The 21,824-nt window shown below is 59.8% G+C and carries 20 protein-coding genes; 9 read left to right on the top strand and 11 right to left on the bottom strand.

Features of this window, described 5'->3' with window-relative positions:
• Window positions 1-2 precede the first annotated feature (2 nt).
• The 3 genes from ACN0TS_RS12795 to ACN0TS_RS12805 form a co-directional block, all read right to left on the bottom strand.
• Window positions 3-1,034, bottom strand: coding sequence for an MBL fold metallo-hydrolase (locus tag ACN0TS_RS12795; RefSeq protein ID WP_417259748.1), 1,032 nt, complete (start codon window positions 1,032-1,034; stop codon window positions 3-5).
• Window positions 1,034-2,746 (bottom strand): acyl-CoA dehydrogenase, encoded by a 1,713-nt coding sequence (locus ACN0TS_RS12800; protein ID WP_417259749.1) that lies wholly within the window; start codon window positions 2,744-2,746, stop codon window positions 1,034-1,036. The genes ACN0TS_RS12795 and ACN0TS_RS12800 overlap by 1 nt, the downstream gene beginning before the upstream one ends.
• Window positions 2,747-2,867: 121 nt before the next feature.
• Window positions 2,868-3,440 (bottom strand): YqgE/AlgH family protein, encoded by a 573-nt coding sequence (locus tag ACN0TS_RS12805; protein WP_417259750.1) that lies wholly within the window; start codon window positions 3,438-3,440, stop codon window positions 2,868-2,870.
• 132 nt (window positions 3,441-3,572) lie between these two features.
• On the opposite strand from ACN0TS_RS12805, the gene ACN0TS_RS12810 reads away from it, so the two are divergent.
• On the top strand, window positions 3,573-4,379 hold the full coding sequence (locus ACN0TS_RS12810; protein ID WP_417259751.1) for a protein-disulfide reductase DsbD domain-containing protein: 807 nt from the start codon (window positions 3,573-3,575) through the stop codon (window positions 4,377-4,379).
• Window positions 4,380-4,398: 19 nt separating this feature from the next.
• Here the strand turns inward: ACN0TS_RS12810 and ACN0TS_RS12815 are convergent, their stop codons facing one another.
• The 4 genes from ACN0TS_RS12815 to ACN0TS_RS12830 form a co-directional block, all read right to left on the bottom strand.
• A complete protein-coding gene (locus tag ACN0TS_RS12815) occupies window positions 4,399-7,776 on the bottom strand; it encodes an efflux RND transporter permease subunit (protein ID WP_417259752.1) in 3,378 nt (1,125 codons plus the stop codon).
• Between the two features lie 2 nt (window positions 7,777-7,778).
• A complete protein-coding gene (locus tag ACN0TS_RS12820; protein WP_417259753.1) occupies window positions 7,779-9,263 on the bottom strand; it encodes an efflux RND transporter periplasmic adaptor subunit in 1,485 nt (494 codons plus the stop codon).
• Between the two features lie 143 nt (window positions 9,264-9,406).
• A complete protein-coding gene (locus ACN0TS_RS12825) occupies window positions 9,407-9,949 on the bottom strand; it encodes a molybdenum cofactor synthesis domain-containing protein (protein WP_417259754.1) in 543 nt (180 codons plus the stop codon).
• An 11-nt stretch (window positions 9,950-9,960) separates the two neighbouring features.
• The gene (locus ACN0TS_RS12830) at window positions 9,961-10,770 is read right to left on the bottom strand and encodes a uracil-DNA glycosylase (protein ID WP_417259755.1); all 810 of its coding nucleotides are present in this window, start codon (window positions 10,768-10,770) and stop codon (window positions 9,961-9,963) included.
• A 129-nt stretch (window positions 10,771-10,899) separates the two neighbouring features.
• On the opposite strand from ACN0TS_RS12830, the gene ACN0TS_RS12835 reads away from it, so the two are divergent.
• From ACN0TS_RS12835 to plsY, 5 genes are read left to right on the top strand one after another with little or no spacing between them, the layout of a single operon-like run.
• Entirely contained in the window at window positions 10,900-11,862 is a 963-nt protein-coding gene (locus tag ACN0TS_RS12835) for an aspartate carbamoyltransferase catalytic subunit (protein WP_417259756.1), read from the top strand.
• Window positions 11,859-12,407 carry a hypothetical protein gene (locus tag ACN0TS_RS12840; RefSeq protein WP_417259757.1) on the top strand — a complete coding sequence of 183 codons (549 nt, stop codon included), beginning with the start codon at window positions 11,859-11,861 and terminating at the stop codon, window positions 12,405-12,407. Before ACN0TS_RS12835 ends, ACN0TS_RS12840 begins: the two co-directional genes overlap by 4 nt.
• Entirely contained in the window at window positions 12,404-12,919 is a 516-nt protein-coding gene (locus ACN0TS_RS12845) for an aspartate carbamoyltransferase catalytic subunit (RefSeq protein ID WP_417259758.1), read from the top strand. Before ACN0TS_RS12840 ends, ACN0TS_RS12845 begins: the two co-directional genes overlap by 4 nt.
• Entirely contained in the window at window positions 12,916-14,181 is a 1,266-nt protein-coding gene (gene pyrC, locus ACN0TS_RS12850) for a dihydroorotase (protein ID WP_417259759.1), read from the top strand. Before ACN0TS_RS12845 ends, pyrC begins: the two co-directional genes overlap by 4 nt.
• Before the next feature lie 3 nt (window positions 14,182-14,184).
• Window positions 14,185-14,781, top strand: coding sequence for a glycerol-3-phosphate 1-O-acyltransferase PlsY (gene plsY, locus ACN0TS_RS12855; RefSeq protein ID WP_417259760.1), 597 nt, complete (start codon window positions 14,185-14,187; stop codon window positions 14,779-14,781).
• Between the two features lie 18 nt (window positions 14,782-14,799).
• Here plsY and ACN0TS_RS12860 read toward each other — a convergent pair whose 3' ends face one another.
• The 3 genes from ACN0TS_RS12860 to ACN0TS_RS12870 form a co-directional block, all read right to left on the bottom strand.
• Window positions 14,800-16,170, bottom strand: coding sequence for a glutamate--cysteine ligase (locus tag ACN0TS_RS12860; RefSeq protein WP_417259761.1), 1,371 nt, complete (start codon window positions 16,168-16,170; stop codon window positions 14,800-14,802).
• Window positions 16,171-16,334: 164 nt separating this feature from the next.
• On the bottom strand, window positions 16,335-16,841 hold the full coding sequence (locus ACN0TS_RS12865) for a hypothetical protein (RefSeq protein WP_417259762.1): 507 nt from the start codon (window positions 16,839-16,841) through the stop codon (window positions 16,335-16,337).
• Window positions 16,841-17,566 (bottom strand): 16S rRNA (uracil(1498)-N(3))-methyltransferase, encoded by a 726-nt coding sequence (locus ACN0TS_RS12870; protein ID WP_417259763.1) that lies wholly within the window; start codon window positions 17,564-17,566, stop codon window positions 16,841-16,843. Before ACN0TS_RS12870 ends, ACN0TS_RS12865 begins: the two co-directional genes overlap by 1 nt.
• A gap of 11 nt (window positions 17,567-17,577) precedes the next feature.
• Here ACN0TS_RS12870 and ubiA point away from each other — a divergent pair, with 11 nt between their 5' ends.
• The 3 genes from ubiA to ACN0TS_RS12885 all read left to right on the top strand — a co-directional run bounded on the left by ubiA (window position 17,578) and on the right by ACN0TS_RS12885 (window position 20,801).
• Complete coding sequence (gene ubiA, locus ACN0TS_RS12875; protein WP_417259764.1) at window positions 17,578-18,543, top strand: 4-hydroxybenzoate octaprenyltransferase; 966 nt, start codon at window positions 17,578-17,580, stop codon at window positions 18,541-18,543.
• 70 nt (window positions 18,544-18,613) lie between these two features.
• Window positions 18,614-20,479, top strand: coding sequence for an OmpA family protein (locus tag ACN0TS_RS12880; RefSeq protein ID WP_417259765.1), 1,866 nt, complete (start codon window positions 18,614-18,616; stop codon window positions 20,477-20,479).
• Entirely contained in the window at window positions 20,472-20,801 is a 330-nt protein-coding gene (locus ACN0TS_RS12885) for a hypothetical protein (RefSeq protein ID WP_417259766.1), read from the top strand. Before ACN0TS_RS12880 ends, ACN0TS_RS12885 begins: the two co-directional genes overlap by 8 nt.
• A gap of 23 nt (window positions 20,802-20,824) precedes the next feature.
• On the opposite strand, the gene ACN0TS_RS12890 is transcribed toward ACN0TS_RS12885, so the two are convergent.
• Entirely contained in the window at window positions 20,825-21,709 is an 885-nt protein-coding gene (locus ACN0TS_RS12890) for a LysR family transcriptional regulator (protein WP_417259767.1), read from the bottom strand.
• Window positions 21,710-21,824: the final 115 nt, after the last annotated feature.

The following is a 21,824-nucleotide window of genomic DNA, read 5'->3' on the forward strand; positions in this document are numbered from 1 at the left end:
CCTTATCCCGTTGATTGCCACAGGTAGGCACCATCCTCTCTCATTGTCCGAGAGACAAGCCCCTGCGCGAACAAGTGATTGCAATGTGCCATCGCCTCGACCATCGCCAACCCGTAGGTATCGCCTTTGATCTCGCGTTTGAACAACACCGAAAAGCAATCACATGCCGTGCGCGGTGTGGTGAGAAAATCCAACAAACGCGCCAGAGCGGTATGGTGGTTCTCGGTCAATTGCCGCAGCCGTGTCGGCAGACCTGTGAAAATACGTTTGTGTCCCGTCAAAACCAACTGATCATCAGTGGCAAAGGGCTTAAACCGTTCGCAACTTTCAAGCCATTCGCCCAAGGGGTCCGCCTCGGGTTCTGTCGGATGCACGCCAATATTTGGGGAAATGGATGCCAAAAGCTGATCGCCGCCGATGACCGTCTTGCCGTCATGGCTCCAGAACGTTGCATGTTCAGGCGCGTGCCCATTGCCGCACCGCACATCCCAACGCCGTCCGCCGATCTCGATCTCGTCACCCTCACGAATGCGCGTATACCCCAACGGAATATCGGCCACGGCATCAGCGGTGTTAAACGGGCGAGCCGTTTCGCGTTCAGCGTAGACCTCCGCGTCCATTCCGCTTGAACGCCAAAAGCGCAGCATCTCGGGTGTCGGTGTGTCCTGAATATCCAGTTTGAGCATCCGCGCCATCAGATAGGCGGTGCGCGTCGTCACCAATGTCGCGCCGTGCGCGGCCATGAACCACCCTGCCAGACCGATGTGGTCAAGGTGGTGATGGGTGGCAATGACCCGCGAGACGGGCTTGCCGCCCATCGGACCCTGCATCAGGTCATGCCAAACCGCACGGGTACGCGAAGTGTCGATGCCCGTGTCGATCACGGTCCAGCTGTCGCCCTCGTCGAACAGATAAACGTTCACATGCTCCAACGGTCCGGGCATCGGGATGCGCGCCCACAACAGGCCCGTGGACACTTCAACCGCCTCCCCCGTCTTTGGTGGCTCGACAAGGGTGCGGAGAGGCGTTTTCATCAGGCCAGTAAATCTTCCGTTGTGAGAGCATAAAGGTCGCTCGCGCCAAGACGCGCTTGCGAAAGCAGAGCGACATGTTCGGGCAACATACGGTTTATGTAGAACGTTGCAAGGCGGGTGCGTGGTCCGGCCTCACCCTCGGCCATCGCGGATTTCAGGTGGTAATAGCCCCCCAAGACCCGTGCAAAGGCCCGCAAAAACGCAGTCGCGCCCGCAAAGCGGTCGTTCAGTTCAAGCGACAACATCGTATCAACGCCTTCGCGTAGGGTTTCCGCCGCACTCCACACAGGCTCGGCCAGATCAGGCAATGAGGCACGCGCGGCCTCGGTAAAGGTCTCGATCTCATCAAGCAACGCATAGGCCGCATCGCCGCCATCCATCAGCTTTCGCGCCACAAGATCCATGGCCTGAATACCGTTGGTGCCCTCATAGATCGAAGTGATCCGTGCATCGCGGGCATATTGCGCAGCACCTGTTTCTTCGATGAAGCCCATGCCGCCGTGCACCTGAACACCAAGCTGTGCGACCTCATGGCCAATGTCGGTGCCGAACGCCTTGGCAATCGGAATGAGGAACGCACCGCGGGCCTGCGCTTCGGCGTCGTCGCGCCCAAGATCAAGCGCCACACCACAAGCCAGAGCAATGCATCGCGCCACATAGGTGTCCGCCCGCATCACTGCGAGCATGCGGCGCACATCTGCGTGATCAATGATCGCGCCGGTGCCATCGGCGCCAAGCGGCGTGCGGCCCTGAATGCGGTCCATCGCATAGGCATGTGCCTTTTGCGTCGCGGCCTCGGCCACGCCGACGCCCTGCATCCCGACCCCCAAACGCGCATTGTTCATCATCGTGAACATGCACTTCATGCCTTCGTGTTCATTCCCGACAAGCCACCCTTTGGCGCCATTGTAGTCCATCACACAGGTGGGAGAGCCGTGAATGCCAAGCTTATGCTCAAGGCTGACAACGCTCAGGCTGTTGGCCTCACCCGCCTCCCCGTTTTCATCGGGAATAAATTTTGGCACGAGGAACAGCGAGATGCCTTTGGTCCCCGCAGCGCCATCGGGCAGGCGCGCCAGAACAAGGTGGCAAATATTGCCGGAGAAATCATTGTCGCCCCACGTGATAAAGATTTTCTGCCCCGTGATGTCGTAGCTGCCATCGTCGTTACGCGTGGCCTTGGTGCGCAGTGCGCCCACGTCAGAGCCTGCGCCCGATTCCGTGAGGTTCATCGTGCCGCACCATTCCCCCGACACCAGTTTGGGCAGGTAGAGTGCTTTGATCTCATCGGAGGCGTGATGCTCCAAGGCTTCGATCTGACCCTGACACATCAACGGTTCAAGCGCCAAAGACAGGCACGCGCCCGACATCATCTCATTGACCACAGACCCCAATGTCAGGGGCAACCCCATGCCGCCGAACTCGGGGTCGGCCAACATGCCGATCCACCCGCCCTCGGCAATCTGCCCGAAAGCCTCCGCAAATCCGGGAGATGAAATCACACCGCCATTTTCAAGCCGCGCTGGGTTCAAATCCCCCCCGCGATCCAAGGGCGCTATGACATCGTTGGACAGCTTTGCCGCCTCTTCAATGATCGCTGCGACCACATCACGGTCCGCCTCGGCAAAACGTTCGGTTGACGCCACACGGGCATAATCCACAACGTGATCAAGAATGAATGCGTAGTCCGCGACGGGAGCACGATATGTCATGCGAAGGGTCCTCCGAATGGGTGTGCGACCTGCGCACTGCCCCTTAAACTTCGCGAGAACTTTACTTGATGCGCACAGACCGCCAACCCAAACGTGGCGTCACGCCTTCGCCATGATCCGCTTAGGCATGTCCCGCTTCGCCCGACAAAAGCGCGGGGCTCACCCCGATGGAACGCACCGAAGCGTCCCATTTTTGCGCATTGGGCAATTCGAACACAATCTCGGGCGTCGGGTCGACGGTGAGCCAACCATTCGCGGCCAACTCCTGTTCCAACTGGCCCGGCCCCCATCCCGCATAGCCCAAACACAACAGCCGATCACGCGGCCCAGCGCCCAACGCAATGTCGGACAGGATTTCGCGGGAGGCTGTCATGGAATAGGTCGGACTGACCGTCATCGAGGCGCTATCGGCCTCGTAATCCACACTGTGCAACACGAACCCGCGACCCAACTCCACAGGCCCACCGAAATGTACGGGCAAAGGCGACATCATATCGGTGATATTGATACCCAGTTGCTCAAAGACATCGCGCGCCTGAATATCTTGCGACTCTTGGTTGATGATCAGCCCCATAGACCCGTCATCGGAGTGCGCGCACATAAAGATCACGCTGCTTTCAAACCGTGGATCACCGATCCCTGGCATGGCAACAAGCAGCTTTCCCGTCAGATTCTTGAACACGGTATCAGGCATACCCTACCTCACCCCAACTGGAAGAAAGGTGCAAGAAGAACTGCACTCGCGCAGCAACACTTCGCCGCATGTAACACCTCGTCGCCTATTTGTGAGTTTTGCGTGTGCATATGAGTGCCTATATCTGCATCTATGACATACACACTCCCCTTCTCGCGCCGCGCTTTGACGGCCACGGCCTTCGCTTGCCTGTGCATGACAACTGCACCGGTACAGGCATCCGACAATGCGCAAGTCACCTTACTGCATGGATGGCGCATGGAGAACGGCCACCACATGGCCGCCTTGCGAATCTCTTTGGCGGACGGGTGGCACACCTATTGGCGCGCTCCGGGGGACGCGGGAATCCCACCGCGCTTTGACTGGAACGGCTCGCAAAACGTAGCGAGCCTCGATCTACATTGGCCCACGCCCGACGTCTACGCGCAAAACGGAATGCGCTATGTGGGGTATAACGGCGATGTGGTTCTGCCCATCGAAATCAGTCCGCGTGCCAATGGCGACATTCTCCTCGACGGCACCATCGAATTCGGGGTCTGTGATGACATTTGCGTGCCCATGTCTGCGCAGTTGCGCATTGATTTGAGCAACACGGGTAAGAAAGACGACTACCCCGAAATTTCCGCCGCCCTGCGGGACGCACCCCAGCAGGTCACAGGCGCGATTTGCGATGCCACTCCGATCAGGGATGGCGTGAAAATCGCCGCCAGTCTCGACGTGCCCTCTCTTGGCGCGGGTGAAGTGGCCGTGATCGAACACCCCGATGCCTCTATCTGGATTTCCGAGGCAATGGTGTCTCGCCAAGGCGGGACCTTAACCGCGGTGAGCGAACTTGTCCCGACGCAAGCCGCTCCCTTCATGGTCAACCGCTCCGATCTGACCATTACGGTGATCGGAAACGGCATGGCCTATGAAGCCCACGGCTGTTCTGGCAGCTAAAGAATCAACGATTGCGCCGCTATCTCACGCGACGACGGCGCGTGATCAGGAGAGCCGAGACGGCGTAGATCACGGCATAGGCCACAACGATCCCGACACTGAACACGCCCAAAGCCCGCGCCATCCCGCCACCGCCGAACAGCGCAGGCAAAGCCCCCGAGACAGCAACCTCGCCAACAGTGGCGATTAGCAACGCAAGGGTCGCAATCGCAGCCGCAAGAGTGGCCACACCCACAGCCCCCACACGACGCGGCGAATTAACCGCCCGACGGGTCGCGGCAATGGCACGGCCCACGTCCAACTGCATCGCAATAATCGCGGGCACCATCATCAAAACAATCACCATGCCAAAGCCAAGCCCATAGGCCAACGTGACCACAGTGGGCTTAAGGAACTGCGCATCGGCAGAACCCTCGTAGAGCAAAGGCGCAAGGCCCAAAACCGTGGTCATGGTGGTGAGAAACACAGGGCGCAAACGGTCCACCGTCGCGTCCACAATGGCGGGCATCAGACCGCGATCTTCGGCGTATTCATCAATCGTTGTCACCAACACAATCGAGTCGTTGATGATGATCCCCGTCATGCCGATCAACCCCACAATCGAGAACATCGACAGAGGAATACCCCACAACGCATGGCCGTAAATCGCGCCGATCAACCCGAAGGGAATGACCGACATCACCACAACGGGCCGTGTCCAACTCGAAAAAATCCACGAAAGTGTGAGATAGATGCCGAGCAGCGCGGCCATGAGCCCCAAGAGCGCATCCGACAGGAACCTGTTCTCCTGCTCCGAAAGACCCGCCACTTTATAGGTCACACCATACTCCTCGGCGAGTTCAGGCAGGATCGTGTCAGAAATTGCAGCTTGGATTTCAGTGGCCCGCGCGGGGTCGTCTTCGCTCAGGTCGCCCGAGACCGTCACAACCCGCAGACCGTTTTCACGCCGCACGGTCGAAAACCCCGTCTGACGTGTAACCGAGACAATATCGGACAGCGGCACATACTGACCCGACGTGGCCCGCATTTGGGTGCGGTCAAGGAAATCAGCGGTCAACTCGTCATCAGGCAATTCCACCCGCACCGTCGCCGTGCGAACCCCATCGGGATAACTCGCCGCCTCAATGCCGCCCAAACGGTTCGACAGGGTCCGCCCCAAAGCATCAATGGTAAAGCCAAGCGCCTCGCCCTGCGGCGTCAGTTCCAGAATGAGCTCTTCCTTGTCATAGGCCAAACTGTCCTCAAGCGCGGAGACCTCGGAGAACTGCGCAAGTTTTGATTTCAGACCTTCGGCTGCGGCCTTGAGCGTCTCGGAATCGGCCCCGACCAATTCGATATCAATCGCATCACCTCCCGGACCGAAATGACCCCGACGGAAGGACACGGTTTCGGCCAGAGGATGATTGACCACAGCCTCCTGCAAATCCGCGACAAAGGCATATGACGAATAGGGACGCAGATCGGCATCAATCAACTCAATGGAAATACCGCCCAGTTGATAGCTCTCCTTGGTGTCCGCGCCCGACAGGCCACGTCCCGCATTGCCGCCGATTTGAGCCACGGCATAGGCCACAGGATTGACCCCGTATTCCGCCTCGAACTTTTGACCCGTCGCCTCGGTCGCGCGTTGCAACTCGGACATCATCGCCATGGAATCCTCGCGTGTCGCACCAGGCGCCATCGCGAAATTGCCCGAGATCACGGGCTGCTCGGGCGAGTTGAAAAACCGCCATTGCACCGCCCCTGTGATCAGTTGCGAAACCTGAACCGCCAAGAGAACGAAAATCGCCGCCACCACGGGATAGCGCAACCGCACGGTCCACGTCACAAACGGACGGAACAGCCGTTCGCGGAACAGACGGAACCCCTTGTCCACCTGCCGCGAAGGCCAGTCATACCAATGCGCGTTCTGGTGGCTCGCGACCGTATGGCTCAGGTGGTTCGGCAGGATGATGAAACACTCCATCAACGACGCCATCAGCACCACAATCACCGTAAAGGGAATATCGGCAATCATATCCCCGAAGCGTCCCGATATGGCCGTCAAACCGAAGAAGGCGATGACCGTCGTCAGCGTTGAGGAAAACACAGGCGCGAACATACGCCGCGCCGCATTTTCCGCCGCCTCGACAGGCCCTTCGCCCAAACGACGCGCCCGAAAATCGGCATGCTCCCCCACCACAATCGCATCGTCCACCACGATGCCCAAGGTGATGATCAACGCGAACAGAGAAATCATATTCAGCGTCAGACCCGCCGCATACATCAGCGCAATCGCGGTGAGCATCGACACGGGAATCCCCGCCGCCACCCAAAGTGCCGTTCGCGTATTGAGGAACAAGAACAGCAACGCCGCGACCAAGGCGAGACCCATCGCGCCATTCGTCACCAAAATATCCAAACGGGCTTTGATCGCCTCCGCCCGTGTGCGGAACAAATCGAGCGTCACCCCCTCGGGCAGGCTCAATTGCATCTGCGCGGTGACGTCCTCGACGATGCCTTGCAACTCGATCGCATCGCCCTGATCGGAGCGCGCCACCTTGACGCTCACCGCGCCATTGTCCTTGACGAAAAACGCTTCGTTGCGGTCGATCCCCTCAACACGAATGTCGGCCACATCACCGACCGTGAGCTTCGATCCGTCGTCATTCGAGCGCAAGACAATGTCGGAGATTTGCAGCGCCGAGCGTTTCTCGACCCCTGCACGCACCCGCGACGTGCCGCCGCCCACACTGCCCGCTGGGCTGGTGTCCGCCTCCGCCGCAATCGCCGCTGCGATCTCGGCCATGGTCACATCGTATTTAATCAGATTGATCGTCTCGACCTCGACGATGGTCTCGGGTGCGGCTACGCCTGAAATGCTGGTCCGTGTGACCCCCTCGGAAAACAGCCGCACCACCAATTCATCGGCAAACCGCGCCAGTTGATCCAGACCCACGGGCCCCGTGATAACCACGTCCGTTACGGAATCCGTCCACCCGCCCCAGCGCACGGTGGCGTCATCGGCCCCGTCAGGCAGGTTGGACACGGTATCAATCGCCGCCTTCACATCATCAGCGGCGCGTTGCATGTCCCAGTTCGGCTCGAACTCCAGACGGATCGACGCACGCCCTTCGGTGGAGGTGGAGGAGCTTTCCATCACGCCCTCGACCGTGAGCAGCGTCGGCTCTAAAATCTGCACCACGGCGCGGTCGACATCCTCGGCCCCCGCGCCCTCCCATGCCACCGAGACACGCACAGTATCCACGACCACATCGGGGAAAAACTGCGCCCGCATCCGTGGCAACGAAAACATCCCCGCCGCCAAAAGCAGAACCAACAACAGGTTCGCCGCCGTGCGGTGGCGGGTGAAATAGGAGAGAACGCCGCCCGCCTTTTCAAAGCGTTTTGTGGCCATGTCTAGCTCCCCATTCGGCTTTCAAGACGTGTGACCAACTCGGCGGGCACCTCTTCGCCGGCAAGCTGTTCCTTGATCCGCGCGCGCGCCTCTTCGGGCATGCGCGAATTGCCATCGACAAAGGCAATGAGTTTCTCCCGCTGCTCTGGTGTCAAAGCAACCGTCGCCGGCGCTTCGCTCGACGGGTCTTGCGCAGCGGCACCCTCACGCTCGGACCGCGCCGCGCCGTTCACACGCACGCGAATCCCCGCCCCCAAAAGCGGGCTGCGTTCGGCCACGATCTGACGCCCTGCGATAGCGGAAGCCTCGACGATGACATCATCCCCTTGGCGTCTCAAAACAGGCGCATCAAGAACCTCCAAACGGCTCTCTTCCGTGATTGCCAAAACCGTATCCGCCGCATCCACCGCACTTGCGGGAAGCCGCGCGACATTCTCCAGTGCCGGCTCGTTGAGGCGCACATTCACAAAATCCCCTGGCCGCAAACCCGCAGCCTGGTCCAGACGCGCGAACAACAAACGCCCCGTTTGGCCATCGCCCACAGCCGCACTTTCGCGCGTCACCTCACCCGTAGCCGTCAAATCCACACCCGCCACGTCCAAAGACACCACAACAGGCAAACGCGGCAGGCCGCGCTGACCATCGACAAGGCGGGAATATTGCTGCGTCGAAATACGGAACGCGACCTGAAGCGCATCAGGCGAGATCAGCGTCCCGACCTGTTCATTGGCATTCACGATCCCGCCAAGGGCGCCAACCACACCCGTCAACACACCATCAAACTCCGCGACCAATGTGGTGTCGTCCAAGGACCGCTTGGCCTCTTCAAGCGCGATTTCAGCCCGCAACACGCCCGTCTTGGCTTGATCCACCCGCGCCTCGGCATTGGCAAGCGACTGACGTTTGGACAGCACCGCTTGTCGTGCAGAGGCTTCGGCCAAGGCCGCCGTTTCAACCGCACTGGCAGACCCGACACCACGCTCTTGCAAGTTTTGTTGCCGCTCCAACGCGGCGGTGCGCAACGCCGTTTGCGCCCGTGCGGCCTCCAGATCATCGACAGCAATCAGCAAAGCACGCTCTGCCTCACTCAACTCGGCCTGCGCCTCCTGAAGATCGGCTTGCGAGACGCGCAGGGCAGCGGCCGCATCAGCAGGATCGACCCGCATCAGCACCTCATCTGCCCTCACCGCGCCGCCTTCTTCAAACCGTTCGGACAACTCGACAATGCGGCCCCCCGCAGGCATCCTTAGCTCCAACGTGCGGCTCGCCTCAACCTCGCCATAGGTTGACAGGACAGGCTCCAGACGCGTTGGCTCGACCGTTATAGCATTCACCGCAAATTGCCGCTCGCGGGCAGGTGCGGGCTTGCTCTCACGAGCCAATCTCTCTTGGAAAGCGGAATAGAATTTATACCCGCCCGCCACCAACAAAGCGGCGGTGAGCGACATCAAGAAAAGACCAACCAAAGAACGGCGCAGAAAACGCATCGCGTGTCCCCGAATATAAATTGCACAATTTGAAACGTTTCGGGCGCAGCCACCCGATCCGTCTATTTACACCACTCTACAAATGATTGTCGCAATTGCGGTGCACTTTTTTGTCATTTTCGGGTGTGGCGTGACCGCGCAGATTATCGAGGGCGCTTATGCTCCTCGAGACGCGGCATCATTTGCACAAAGTTGCTTGGCCTGTGACGGTGATCAAGCTGCCAGATCAGAATCTCGTTCCAAGCGTCCTTACACGCCCCCGGCGATCCGGGCAGCGCGAACAGATAGGTGCTTTTGGCGATCCCGCCCGTGGCGCGGGACTGCACCGCAGAGGTGCCGACGTTTTTCATCGACACGATGGTGAACATCGTCGCGAAGGCTTCGATTTCTTTCTCGTAGACATCGCGGTGCGCCTCCACCGACACATCGCGTCCCGTCAGCCCCGTGCCGCCCGTGGAAATCACAACATCCACGTCGTCGCTATCGACCCACGCTTGCAACATGTCGCGGATGAGCGGGCGGTCATCAGTGACAATCTTGCGATCCGCCACGATATGCCCCGCTTTCTCGATCATCGACACCAAGGTCTCCCCCGACACATCGTCGGCCATAGACCGTGAATCCGAAACGGCCAAAACGGCAATGCGAACGGGAATGAATTCAAGACTTTCGTCAATCTTGGGCACGTCGTGTTCCTTTAGCTTAAAGTGCGCAATCGCGCCTGTATGTCGAGAAGATCGGCCCATGCCTCGCGTTTCGCCATAGGCGTGCGCAGCAGATAGCCGGGATGGGCCATCGGCATCGCGGGTTTTCCCAACACCTCCAGCCACGTCCCGCGCAAACGCGTGATTCCCGCCCGCCCCGTGAGCGCCTGACAGGGCAGGTTGCCCATCATCACGATCACATCAGGATCGGCCAATTCGATATGTTTGATCAAAAACGGTGTGAGCATGGCGAGTTCATCCGCCGTAGCATCGCGGTTTTCGGGCGGACGCCACGGCAAAGCGGACGCAAGATAGAGCGCGTTTAGAGCGTCGGGAGAGGTGCGATCCAATCCGATGGCTCCGAACATCTTGTCGAGCAATGCCCCCGCGCGACCGACAAAGGGTTTGCCTTCGCGATCCTCATCACGATTGGGAGCCTCCCCAATGACCATCACCCGCGCCTTGGGCGTGCCGTCGCTAAACACAAGATTGTGCGCCCCGCGTTTCAGGGCGCAATGATCGAAATTTGCAATGGCCTCGCGCAGCGCCTCAAGCGAGGTCGCGGCCTTGGCGGCCTTTGTTGCTTCACCAACGCAGTCCACCTCGACCTCTGCCGCAGGACGCACAGGGGGCACAGCCGCCTTCCCCGATCGCGCTTGTGCGGCGGGCTTGGGTGCTTTTTCGGGAATTTCATAGCGGTTTATGGGATACTCGCTAATCGGCTCGGACACGCCAAGCTCGACCTGCCAGTCCAACAGGGCGTGCGCGTCCCAAAAATCAATATGATCCAGATGAGTCTCCATACGCGCTACGCTACATCGCCACGCAGGCGAGGTAAATCTACGCATTCGACATTACGCGCCATTGCCGCCCTGCCTCACAGTTTCTATAAGCGTGACAAACCTGCACCGTCGCGCTTTAGGGAGGCACATATGGCATTCCGGCAGAAACACCTTCTGGGGATTGAACCTCTCCATCCCGAAGAAATCAAAACGGTGCTTGATGTGGCCGACAGCTACGTCGATCTCAACCGTCAGACGCACAAACATTCCGACGCGCTCAAGGGTCTCACCCAGATCAATATGTTCTTTGAGAACTCGACGCGCACACAGGCCTCCTTCGAGCTTGCGGGAAAGCGCCTTGGCGCGGATGTGATGAACATGGCGATGCAGGCCTCTTCGATCAAAAAGGGCGAGACCCTGATCGACACCGCGCTCACGCTCAACGCCATGCACCCCGATCTTTTGGTGGTGCGCCACCCGCATTCGGGGGCCGTGGACCTGCTTGCGCAAAAAGTGAACTGCGCCGTGCTCAACGCAGGCGACGGCAAACACGAACACCCGACACAGGCGCTTCTCGACGCACTGACCATTCGCCGCGCCAAGGGCCGCCTGCACCGTCTCAGCATCGCGATTTGCGGCGACGTCACCCATTCACGCGTGGCCCGTTCCAACCTGATCCTACTGGGCAAAATGGAAAACCGTGTGCGCCTCGTCGGCCCACCCACCTTGGTGCCAAGCCAGTTCAAAGAATTCGGCTGCGAGGTCTACGACAATATGGAAGAGGGCCTGCAAGACGTGGACGTTGTTATGATGCTGCGCCTTCAAAAAGAACGCATGGACGGCGGGTTTATCCCATCCGAGCGCGAGTATTTCCACCGTTACGGTCTTGATGCCGCGAAACTGGCACACGCCAAACCCGACGCCATCGTCATGCACCCCGGTCCGATGAACCGCGGGGTCGAGATCGACGGGACGATTGCCGACGACATCAATCGCTCGGTGATCCAGGAGCAGGTTGAGATGGGTGTCGCCGTGCGCATGGCCGCGATGGACCTTTTGGCCCGCAACCTCAAAGCCGACCGCGAGGCGGCAGACAAGAGCGTGATGGTATGACCGATCCCCTCACGATCCCCGATAGCGACCACCGATACGTCTGGGTGTTTTCCGTCGATCTGCCCGAGGACGAGCTTGCCGCCTTCGGCCATGAGGAGCACACCAACGAGGGCGACGTGCAGTGGCCGCTTGGCGACGCGCTCGGACTGTCCTCCTACCCCGATCAGGATTTCGTCGAACTCTTCGACCTCTCCACGCTTCAGGAGTACGGGTTTTCTCGCTACCTGTCCGAAGCCAACGGCATGGACATTGGCGAAGACGCCGCCAAACTCGACGCCCTGCACGGTGGTGTCGCCTTGGTCTTTTCCCAAGCCCTCAGCGGCCAAGAGCGATTTGCCCCCAAAGCCCCGCTGTCATTCGTTGGCCGCTACGCCTTGCCCGTGGACTTGCCCACCCACGAAAAACTAACCTCCACCAGTGCCGAGGGTCTCTTGCCCCAAGGCAAACCCGTCAAATCCGACGCGCGGATCGGCGGCATGGTGGCGACCTTCGTCCTCATCTTCCTTGCGGTTTTCGTGACCCTGTTCGTGTGGATTTCGGGATGACGGACGGATGGGACGGCATACTGCGCGCAGACGAGCGCATCCTGTGGCAGGGGCAACCCGTGCCAAGCCAACCCATGTCCAGACATGAAATCGTGACCATGATCGCGGGTCTGGGCTTTTGCCTTGCGGCGGTGCTGTGGATGATCTCGGCCTATAAAACGGGCGGCTTTTGGCCCTTTGGCCTGATCCACATGGGCGTCGGACTTTTTGTGGGCTTCGGCCCGAAATGGCTCGGCATGTATGCGCGGCGCAACACGTGGTTTTCGCTGTCCAATTCCCGCGCCTTTTTCGCGATGCGCATTCCCTTTGCAGGCCCGTCGCTCAACGCCGTGGACATCCGCCCCAATACGGGCATCGACTTTGACGGCGACGATCCGGGCACCATCCGCTTTCGCGCCGAGGCCGTGAGCCTCATTGGCAACCAGACGCTGACCACGCCGCAATTCGACACTATCCCTGACGCCCGCACAGTTTTCACGCTGATCCGCGACATCCAAAGAGGCATCGCATGACCATTTTCACCAATGCCCGACTGATCGACCCCGAAGCCCTCACCGACACGCTCGGGTGGTTGCGCGTCGAAGGCGACCGCATCGCCGAGCGCGGCACAGGCACACCACCACGGGGCGAGAGCATTGATTGCGGCGGCAAATGCCTTGCGCCCGGAATTGTCGATCTGGGCGTCAAAGTCTCCGAGCCGGGCGAGCGCCACAAGGAAAGTTTTGCCTCCGCCGGACGCGCCGCCGCCGCAGGAGGCGTGACCACGATGGTCACACGCCCCGACACCATCAACGCCATCGACACGCCCGAAGTGTTGGAGTTCGTCCAACGCCGCGCCGCGACCGACGCCATCGTCAACGTCAAACACATGTCCGCCCTGACCAAAGACCGCGCAGGTCGCGAGATGGTCGAGATCGGATTTATGAAAGACGCAGGGGCCGTCGCCTTTACCGACTGCGACCACGTTGTCGAAAACACCAAGGTTCTGGCCCGTGCGCTCACCTACGCCAAATCTTGCGGTGCCTTGGTCATCGGCCACCCCCAAGATCCCTGCCTGTCCAAAGGTGCTGCGGCGACATCCGGCAAATTCGCCGCCCTGCGCGGCTTGCCCTCCGTGTCACCTATGGCCGAACGCATGGGGTTGGATCGCGACATCGCGCTGATCGAAATGACGGGCGTTTCCTACCACTTTGATCAGATCACCACCGCCCGCGCCCTGCCCGCACTGGAGCGGGCAAAGGCCAACGGCTTCGACGTGACGGCGGGCGTGTCCATCCACCATCTGACGCTCAACGAGTTGGACGTGGGCGATTATCGCACCTTCTTCAAAGTCAAACCGCCGCTGCGCTCCGAAGACGACCGCCTCGCGATGATCGACGCGGTGGAGAGCGGGCTGATCGACGTGATCTGCTCCATGCACACCCCGCAAGACGAAGAGAGCAAACGCCTGCCGTTTGAAGAAGCCGCATCGGGCGCGGTAGCGATGGAAACGCTTTTGCCCGCCGCCTTGCGCCTCGTTCATGCGGGTCAGATCACCCTGCCCCAACTCATGCGAGCCATGTCGCTCAATCCCGCCAAACGCCTTGGCCTGCCCTCTGGCCGTCTAGCCGATGACGCGCCCGCCGACCTGATCCTGTTCGACCCCGATGCACCCTTTGTGCTTGATCGGTTCAAACTCAAATCGAAATCGAAAAACACACCCTTTGACGGGGCACGCCTACAGGGCAAAGTGCGCGGGACATGGGTTGCGGGCTTCCGCGTTTATGAGGGCTGATTGATGACCATGCTACTGACCGCACTCGCCGCCTATCTGCTTGGCTCCATCCCCTTTGGTATCGTCATGGCGCGCCTGTTTGGCCTTGGCGATCTACGCGCCATCGGGTCGGGCAATATCGGTGCCACCAACGTGTTGCGCACGGGCAATAAGCTCGCCGCCTTCCTCACCCTTCTCGGTGATAGCGGCAAAGGGGCTGCGGCGGTTTTGATCGCGCGCAGCCTCGTCGGTGAAGATGGCGCAGGCATCGCGGCCCTGTGCGCCATGCTCGGCCATCTCTATCCCGTGTTTTTGAAATTCAAAGGCGGCAAAGGTGTTGCAACCTTCCTCGGCACGCTTCTGGCGCTGAGTTTTCCCGTGGGCCTGTTGGCCTGCGCCACTTGGCTGATCACCGCCGTTGCAACGCGGTATTCAAGCCTCTCGGCACTCGTCGCGGCCCTACTCGCCCCGATTTACACCGCATGGCTGTATCACCTGCACGGCGCTGTTCTGGTCTTGGTGCTCACAGGCCTGATCTTCTTCAAACACCGTGAAAACATCGCGCGGTTGCGCAACGGAACAGAAACCAAGATCGGCGCGAAAGGCGACAAAACCGCCTAACGCGTGAGGCGGGCGGCCTTAGTAGCTGAACTCGCCGAACACTTTGGTCACGTCGCCGTTCCAATCATCCTCGAACCGCTCGATCAATTCATCGGCGGGCGCTTTGCCCGTTTCCAAACTGTCTTTGAGCGCATTGAGGAAGTGTGTCTCATTGGGCACCAGACCGCCCGCGCCTTCGCGGCCACGCGCGACCAAACCCGCCTCGGAAATCGACACGCATTCGCGCGCAAGGTCGAGCATCTTCACGCCGCCCACCTCGGCCTGAAGCCCGTCCACAGAGGCCGCAACACGCAGCTCCTCGCGGAACTCGGGCGTCCAGTCTTTGAACAGATCCGTCGCGGCATCGAGCGCATTCTGGTCGTACATCATACCCACCCAGAAGGCAGGCAAGGCACAAAGCCTGCGCCACGGACCACCATCGGCCCCGCGCATTTCCATGTATTGCTTGATCCGCGCTTCGGGGAAGATCGTCGTCAGGTGATCGGCCCAATCGGACAGCGTTGGCTTTTCACCCGGCAGCGCAGGCAGTTTGCCCTTCAGGAAATCTCGAAACGACTGGCCCAGCGCGTTGATATATTTGCCATCGCGGTAGACGAAATACATCGGCACATCGAGCGCGTATTCGACATAGCGCTCAAACCCCATCCCCTCCTCGAACACAAAGGGCAACATGCCCGTGCGCGCAGGATCGAGGTGCCGCCAGATGTAGGAGCGCCACGATTTATGGCCGTTGAGCTTGCCCTCTTTGAAGGGCGAATTGGCAAACAGCGCCGTGGCAACGGGTTGCAGCGCAAGCGCGGTGCGGAACTTTTGCACCATGTCGGCCTCGGAGCCGAAATCAAGGTTCACCTGAACGGTGCAGGTGCGCCGCATCATCTGTGTGCCCGTGGTGCCGACGCTATCCATATAGGCGTCCATCAATTTGTAACGCCCCTTGGGCATCAACGGCATGTCCTCATGGGTCCAATGCGGTGCCATGCCCAGACCGATGAACCCCGCGCCAATCTCGTCAGAGACGCTTTGCACTTCGCGCAGGTGTTCGTTCACCTCGTCACAGGTCTGGTGGATGGTATCGAGCGGCGCACCGGACAGCTCCAACTGGCCACCGGGTTCAAGCGAGATATTCGCGCCATTCAACTCAAGCCCGATGAGATACTCACCCTCAAAAATGGGGTTCCACCCGAAACGATCCTGAAGCGATTCCAGAATGGCCCGAATCGACCGTTCTCCCTCATAGGGCAGCGGTTTGAGCGTATCTTTGCAGTAGCCGAATTTTTCGTGTTCGGTCCCGATCTTCCACGTCTCTTTGGGTTTGCACCCCGCCTCAAGATATTCGGCCAAATCGCTATAATTCTCGACGATACCGCCGCCAGACTGAGGGATGGACATAGATCGGTTCTCCGCCGTTATTTCGTCGAGTAGAGTTGGGGTATGGCCGTCAGAAAGTCAATGCGACGAAAGCGAGGCAGGGAGATCTACGTCCACACGGGTAAGCTCCCTAATGATCCCGATATGCACGTCAAACAAGATCACAGGCCATGATATTTACGTGATCAATGAAGCGCGATGCTGCGTTTGCGCCAGATCACCACGGGTTTGTCTGGCTCGGCTTTGATCTGGCGAAGCATCTTTTCTGTCTCGATTCCCTCTAGGGTCACGAAAACATCGAACAGTTTTTCCGCCCCGAAAGCGTCAAGCGGGATGAGCAACGGCGCTTGGCCCGGCGCGTCGAGTTGCCAATGGGCGGGACCGCGCACGGCGGGCAGGAGAATCACGGAGGTCATCGCCGCGATTTCGATCTGACCGCCCGTCATGGGGGTGAAATAGCTGACAACGCCCTCGTCATATTCGACCGCGCCGACCCCGCCCCCGTGCCGTCCGAACCGTACGCGTTGAACCGCAGCAAAGGCAAAGACCACGGCAATCGCGGTGACCGCCAAAGCCACCCAGCGCACGACGCCATAGGAGGCGGAGGCCCACCACGCCATCAACGCCACAACGACAAGCGCCACGATCACTTCGCGCCACCGCCACATCAAGGCCCGCACTTCAGGACGCATCAGGACCAGTCCCCCAGATGTTGCTGCCACACGGTAAGCGCCGCAACGGCGGCCGTATCCGCCCGCAAGATACGCGGCCCAAGCGAGATCGCATGAGCATAGGGCAGCGCATGAAGGCGGTCGCGCTCCGCTTGCGAAAACCCGCCCTCGGGTCCGATCAGAATGGCCCACTTACCGCCCGCCACATCGCCCAAAGCCTGCGCCGCGCCGACAAGGCTTTCGTCGCAAAACATGATGTGGCGCGTCTCGTCCCAATCCGCCAACAAACGGTCGAGCTTTTGCAGCTCCGTCACCTCGGGCACATAGGTGCCACCACATTGCTCGGCAGCCTCAAGGGCATGGGCCTGCAAACGGTCCTGACGGATTCGCTCGGCATTGGTGTATGCGGTGTTCACAGGCACAATCCGACGCGCCCCCATCTCGGCGGCTTTCTCGACGATGAAATCCGTGCGGGCCTTCTTGATCGGCGCGAACATCAACCACAGGTCGGGCGGCATCTGCACATCCCGCGTTTTCGCGCGACAGACCAATTCGCCGTTCTTTTTATTGGCTTTGGTCACTTCGGCCAAAAACTCGCCGTCAGCGCCGTTAAACAAGGCCACAAAGGCCCCGTTGTCCTGACGCATCACGCCGAAAAGATAATGGGATTGCTCCTTTGTGAGAGGAACGGTTTGCCCTTCGGACAGGGGGTGATCTACATAGAGGCGTATTTTTGCTTGAACCATGAGACCTACATATGACCGACGAGCGCACAACGCCAGAGACAGACGGACAGGTTTTTGATGCCGTCAAAGGCAACTGGGTCGACACAATGGCCCCCGCATGGACGCGACCCTACCTGCGCCTGAGCCGCGCAGATCGGCCCGTTGGCACATGGTTGCTGCTCCTTCCGACATGGTGGGGCGCACTTCTGGCGGCATCTGCGGCGGGAGAAATGACCCTGCGCACGGTGTGGATCATGGTCGGCTCGGCGCTCGGCGCGTGGTTGATGCGCGGCGCGGGTTGCACATGGAACGACATCACTGATCGCGAGTTCGACGCGAGCGTGACACGCACCAAAAGCCGCCCGATTCCCTCGGGTCAGGTCTCCGTCAAACAGGCGCTGATCTGGATGGGGCTGCAATGCCTGATCTCGTTTTTCATCCTGCTCACCTTTGGCCAACTCGCCATTCTTCTCGGCATCGCCTCGCTCGTGCCCGTTGCGATCTACCCCTTCGCCAAACGCTTCACATGGTGGCCGCAGGTGTTCCTCGGCCTTGCATTCAACTGGGGTGCCCTTCTCGCCTATGCCGCCGTCGCGGGCGAGCTCACCATCGCCCCTGTCTTTCTCTACTTGTCGGGCATCGCATGGACGCTGTTTTATGACACGATCTATGCCCACCAAGACAAAGACGACGATGCCCTGATCGGCGTCAAATCCACCGCCCGCCTGTTTGGCGACAACACGGCCATGTGGCTCAAACGGTTTTTCATCGTCACTGTCCTGCTCATGGCGGGCGCGATTATCGAGGCCCTTTCCGACCGCTCCTTGCTGGCGACCATCATCGCCATCGGTGCGCCGTGGGGCATGGGGTGGCATATGGTCTGGCAAATGTCGCGCCTTGACATCAACAATCCCGATACCTGCCTCAAACTGTTTCGCTCCAATCGGGATGCAGGTCTCATCGCTGCGCTGTTTTTCGCCGCTTCGGTTTTCCTTTGATTGCAGGGGGCGGCTGAACCCCCTAAAGACTTGGATACTCATAGATTAATTCTGGAAATTGACCTGTTCCATGCGCCTATCATCAGTTGTCCCGACACTCATTGCGTTTATATGCGCTGCGATCATTGCGCTCTTCGGCGCAACTCTAAGTGCGCGCGCGATTGAAACGCTGTCCCAAAGTGCCGTTTCCCAACAGCTAAAGCTCGAAGGCTACGAATGGGTCGAGGTTCAAGCGGACGGGCTACAGGTCGTTCTGACCGGCACCGCCCCCGATGAAACCACGCAACTGGCCGCGCAACGCGCCGCAGGCCACGTGGTCGATCCCGCCCGCGTCATCAACGTCATGGACATCGAAACGCAGGACGCCATTGTCGCCCCGCGGTTTTCCATCGAAATCCTGCGCAATGACGAGGGCATTTCGCTGATCGGTCTGGTGCCTACCGCATGGGATCGCGACGCCTTCCTCGACGATCTCATGTCCGCCGGGTCCACAGGCTCCATTGCCGACCTGCTCGAACATGCGGATTACTCCGTCCCCGAAACATGGGACGCGGCAATGGACTTCGGGCTTGAGGCCATCAAACTTTTGCCACGTGCGAAAATCTCGCTGTCTGCGGAGAACATCACCGTAACGGGACTGGCCGATAGCGAAGATCAAAAACGTCGGTTTGAGCGCGCCCTTGATGACAAGAAACCATCGGGCATTGCCGTTGACATCAATATCTCCGCGCCCCGTCCCATCATCACGCCCTTTACCGCGCGGTTCCTGATCGACGAAACGGGTCCGCAATTCGATGCCTGTTCGGCTGAAACCGAACAAGGGCAAGCGCGCATTCTCGCCGCCGCCCGCGCCGCAGGGATCTCCGATCCTGTTTGCGCCCTTGGTCTTGGCTCCCCAAGTTCTCAATGGGCGCGTGCCGTCGAAACGGGAATGCGGGCGGTTCAGGAACTCGGCTCTGGCTCCATTACATTCTCGGACAACGAAGTCTCCCTCGTCGGCACCCCAGACACCAGTGCATCGCTCTTTGACAAGGTCGCGGGCGAACTGGAGGCCGATTTGCCTGCGGCCTTTACCCTTCACACCACATTGCCCGCCCCCGTTAACGACGAATCCCCCGATGCAGTGCAATTCGTCGCCCTGCGCTCGCCAGAGGGTCAGGTTCAACTGCGTGGGCGCATTGGCGACGAGCGCAGCCAAACCGCTGTCGAGGCCTACGCAAAAGCCGCATTCGGGGCCAACACCATCTACTCCGCCCTGCGTCAGGTCGAAGGTCTGCCCAACGGCTGGTCCGTTCACGCCCTCGCCGCGATTGAGGCCCTCGCCACACTCGACAATGGCTCCGTCACGATGGTCCCCGGAACGGTGCGGGTACGTGGTCGCACAGGCGATGCCGCCGCCAAATCCAACATCACGCGCCTTCTGGCCGACAAACTTGGCAGCGAGCAAACCTTCGACATCGAAGTCGAATACGTGCGCCAACTCGACCCCGTGCTTGACCTCCCCTCCGCAGAGGAATGCGTCTCCCGCGCCAACGAGATCATTCAGGCAAGCAAGATCGTCTTTGCGCCCGGCTCCACGGAGGTCGACGAGTCCTCCACAGATACGCTTGACCGTCTCGCAAAAGCCCTTGAGAAATGCGAAGATATGGAGATCGAAATCGGTGCGCACAGCGACAGCCAAGGCGGCGAAGAAATGAACCTTCAGCTCAGCCAAGCCCGCGCAGGATCGGTCCTGAACGCCCTGATCTCGCGCCGCGTCGTCGGTGTTGATTTCACCGCCAAGGGCTATGGCGAGACACAGCCGATTGCCGATAATGAAACCGAAGAGGGCCGCGAGGCCAACCGCCGCATTGAGTTTAAACTCATTGACGAGACCGAGGCCGAGACAGAAACCGCGCCTGTGGACAACAACGGGGACGAGACCGAGAATGAATAGAACTGAATTGATTTTCGCCACAGCGGTCGTACTTTTTCTGGCCTTCCTTTTGGGGTGGTTCGCGCATTGGCTCGTCCACCGCTTTGTCCGTGTCGGTCAGGGCGAGATGAGCGACCTCGATCAAATGGCGCAGCAGGTTCATGAAGCCGAAGAGCAGCGCGATCAGGCCATCACCTATTTCCAACAGCGTGAGCAGGAAATGACCAATCAGCTTAACCAGACCGAAGCCGAGCTGAACGCCGCAATGGACGGTCTGCGCGAAGCCCGCCAAGAGGCCGAAGAACTACGCGCCTATATCGAACGGGTGAACGCACAGCAGTAAAGGGTCGCAGCACGGCGCGGGTGTCAGTCGACCACCCACCCTTTGTCCGAGGTCACAAGCCCCGTGATGTAATCGGATACCACCTTGAGGCGGCGCAATTCCTTTTGCGTCTCGTGGTAGGCGAGCCAGTATTCGCGGCGGGTTTTCACAGACGACGACAGGCGCACCAGATCCGTCTCCCGTGCGGCGAGATAATCGTGCAGCACGCCGATCCCCGCCCCTGCCTTCACCGCTTCCATCTGCGCAACGGCCGAGGAAATCCCGAGCTGCGCCCGCGTCCCGCCGAAGTAATCAGAGGCATAATCCAGCGACGGCGAGAACAACAAATCCTCGACATAGCCAATAACCCGATGCCCCGTGAACGGCGGGTCAGAGGGCGGATAGCCGTGTTGCTCCAGATACTGTTTCGAGGCGTAAAGACCCAGAGAATAGGACGTCAGCTTGCGGGCAATCAGCCGCCCCTTTTCGGGTCGCCCCACCATAATGGCCAAATCCGCCTCTCGTTGGGACAGCGAGAAACTGCGCGGGATCGCCACCAACTCGATCCGCAGATCAGGATAGCGGTCCAGCAACGGCGACAGACGCGGCGTGAGGTATGACACCCCGAACCCGTCAGGCGCTCCGATACGCACAACACCACTGGGGCGCGTGTCGGTCGAACTGAACAGCGCCTGCCCCTCAAGCATCGCACTCTCCGCACGCTCAAGTTTGGTCACAAGCGCCTCACCATCCTCGGTCAAGGTGCAGCCGGACGGACCCCGCACCAAGAGCGTCGCCTGCAACTCCGCCTCAAGTGCGGACAGCCTGCGGCTCAACGTGGCTTGGTTCAACCCGAGCTTTCGCGCCGCCGAGAGCATTTGACCCTCACGCGCGACCGCCAGAAACAGTTTTCCATCTTCCCAATTCATAGGGTCTTCTACCATTCCACCGTGTGCCATTGATATGCAAATCTACATATCCAAACCACAAATTTGCTCAATATGTTGCAAAAAGCAAAACACATACGATCTGGGCAATCCCACA

The sequence above is a fragment of the Celeribacter sp. genome (assembly GCF_048266405.1).
Lineage (GTDB): Bacteria > Pseudomonadota > Alphaproteobacteria > Rhodobacterales > Rhodobacteraceae > Celeribacter.

Coding starts and splice junctions, on each gene's coding strand:
- ACN0TS_RS12870 (WP_417259763.1), bottom strand. CDS start 17,566: ATGGTTCAAGCAAAAATACGCCTCTATGTAGATCACCCCCTGTCCGAA.
- ACN0TS_RS12890 (WP_417259767.1), bottom strand. CDS start 21,709: ATGAATTGGGAAGATGGAAAACTGTTTCTGGCGGTCGCGCGTGAGGGT.
- ACN0TS_RS12840 (WP_417259757.1), top strand. CDS start 11,859: ATGACCGATCCCCTCACGATCCCCGATAGCGACCACCGATACGTCTGG.
- ACN0TS_RS12885 (WP_417259766.1), top strand. CDS start 20,472: ATGAATAGAACTGAATTGATTTTCGCCACAGCGGTCGTACTTTTTCTG.
- ACN0TS_RS12835 (WP_417259756.1), top strand. CDS start 10,900: ATGGCATTCCGGCAGAAACACCTTCTGGGGATTGAACCTCTCCATCCC.
- plsY (WP_417259760.1), top strand. CDS start 14,185: ATGACCATGCTACTGACCGCACTCGCCGCCTATCTGCTTGGCTCCATC.
- ACN0TS_RS12860 (WP_417259761.1), bottom strand. CDS start 16,170: ATGTCCATCCCTCAGTCTGGCGGCGGTATCGTCGAGAATTATAGCGAT.
- ACN0TS_RS12820 (WP_417259753.1), bottom strand. CDS start 9,263: ATGCGTTTTCTGCGCCGTTCTTTGGTTGGTCTTTTCTTGATGTCGCTC.
- ACN0TS_RS12865 (WP_417259762.1), bottom strand. CDS start 16,841: ATGCGTCCTGAAGTGCGGGCCTTGATGTGGCGGTGGCGCGAAGTGATC.
- ACN0TS_RS12800 (WP_417259749.1), bottom strand. CDS start 2,746: ATGACATATCGTGCTCCCGTCGCGGACTACGCATTCATTCTTGATCAC.
- ACN0TS_RS12795 (WP_417259748.1), bottom strand. CDS start 1,034: ATGAAAACGCCTCTCCGCACCCTTGTCGAGCCACCAAAGACGGGGGAG.
- pyrC (WP_417259759.1), top strand. CDS start 12,916: ATGACCATTTTCACCAATGCCCGACTGATCGACCCCGAAGCCCTCACC.
- ACN0TS_RS12815 (WP_417259752.1), bottom strand. CDS start 7,776: ATGGCCACAAAACGCTTTGAAAAGGCGGGCGGCGTTCTCTCCTATTTC.
- ACN0TS_RS12805 (WP_417259750.1), bottom strand. CDS start 3,440: ATGCCTGATACCGTGTTCAAGAATCTGACGGGAAAGCTGCTTGTTGCC.
- ACN0TS_RS12845 (WP_417259758.1), top strand. CDS start 12,404: ATGACGGACGGATGGGACGGCATACTGCGCGCAGACGAGCGCATCCTG.
- ACN0TS_RS12880 (WP_417259765.1), top strand. CDS start 18,614: ATGCGCCTATCATCAGTTGTCCCGACACTCATTGCGTTTATATGCGCT.
- ACN0TS_RS12830 (WP_417259755.1), bottom strand. CDS start 10,770: ATGGAGACTCATCTGGATCATATTGATTTTTGGGACGCGCACGCCCTG.
- ACN0TS_RS12810 (WP_417259751.1), top strand. CDS start 3,573: ATGACATACACACTCCCCTTCTCGCGCCGCGCTTTGACGGCCACGGCC.
- ubiA (WP_417259764.1), top strand. CDS start 17,578: ATGACCGACGAGCGCACAACGCCAGAGACAGACGGACAGGTTTTTGAT.